The 379-nt window shown below is 74.9% G+C and carries 1 protein-coding gene; it reads left to right on the top strand.

The genetic code is table 11. The features are described from left to right. The coding region (locus HR9077_RS02240) for a tetratricopeptide repeat protein (protein WP_136064701.1) at positions 1-379 on the top strand (379 nt) is incomplete at both ends.

The following is a 379-nucleotide window of genomic DNA, read 5'->3' as shown; positions in this document are numbered from 1 at the left end:
CGACCCGGACAACCCCCGGCTGCGGCTGCTGCTCGCGCAGCGCCAGATCGCCGTCGGCCAGATGGCGGACGCACGAGCCACGCTGCAGCCCGCGCTGGATTCGCCCGATCCGCAGATCCACCGCGACGCCCTCTGGGCGCTCTGGGAGCTGTCGTACACCGATTACCAGCGCACGCCCGAGCGCGAGGCCACCTACCGCAAGGCGATGCGCGAGGACCTGCTGCGGCAGCTGCGCGTGCTGTCCGCGGAGCCCTGGCCGCTGGAGCGCCGCGTGCTCCTCACCCGCCGCGCCGCGGAACTGCAGGACCGGGTGCTCGGCGCCGCGATGACGCGCCGGATGGCCGAGGAAGCCTCCGACCCGCGCGAGGCGGCCCAGCTC

The sequence above is a fragment of the Modicisalibacter radicis genome, from assembly GCF_900961225.1.
Classification (GTDB): Bacteria; Pseudomonadota; Gammaproteobacteria; order Pseudomonadales; family Halomonadaceae; genus Modicisalibacter.
This window is presented reverse-complemented; position numbering and strand designations above follow the sequence as displayed.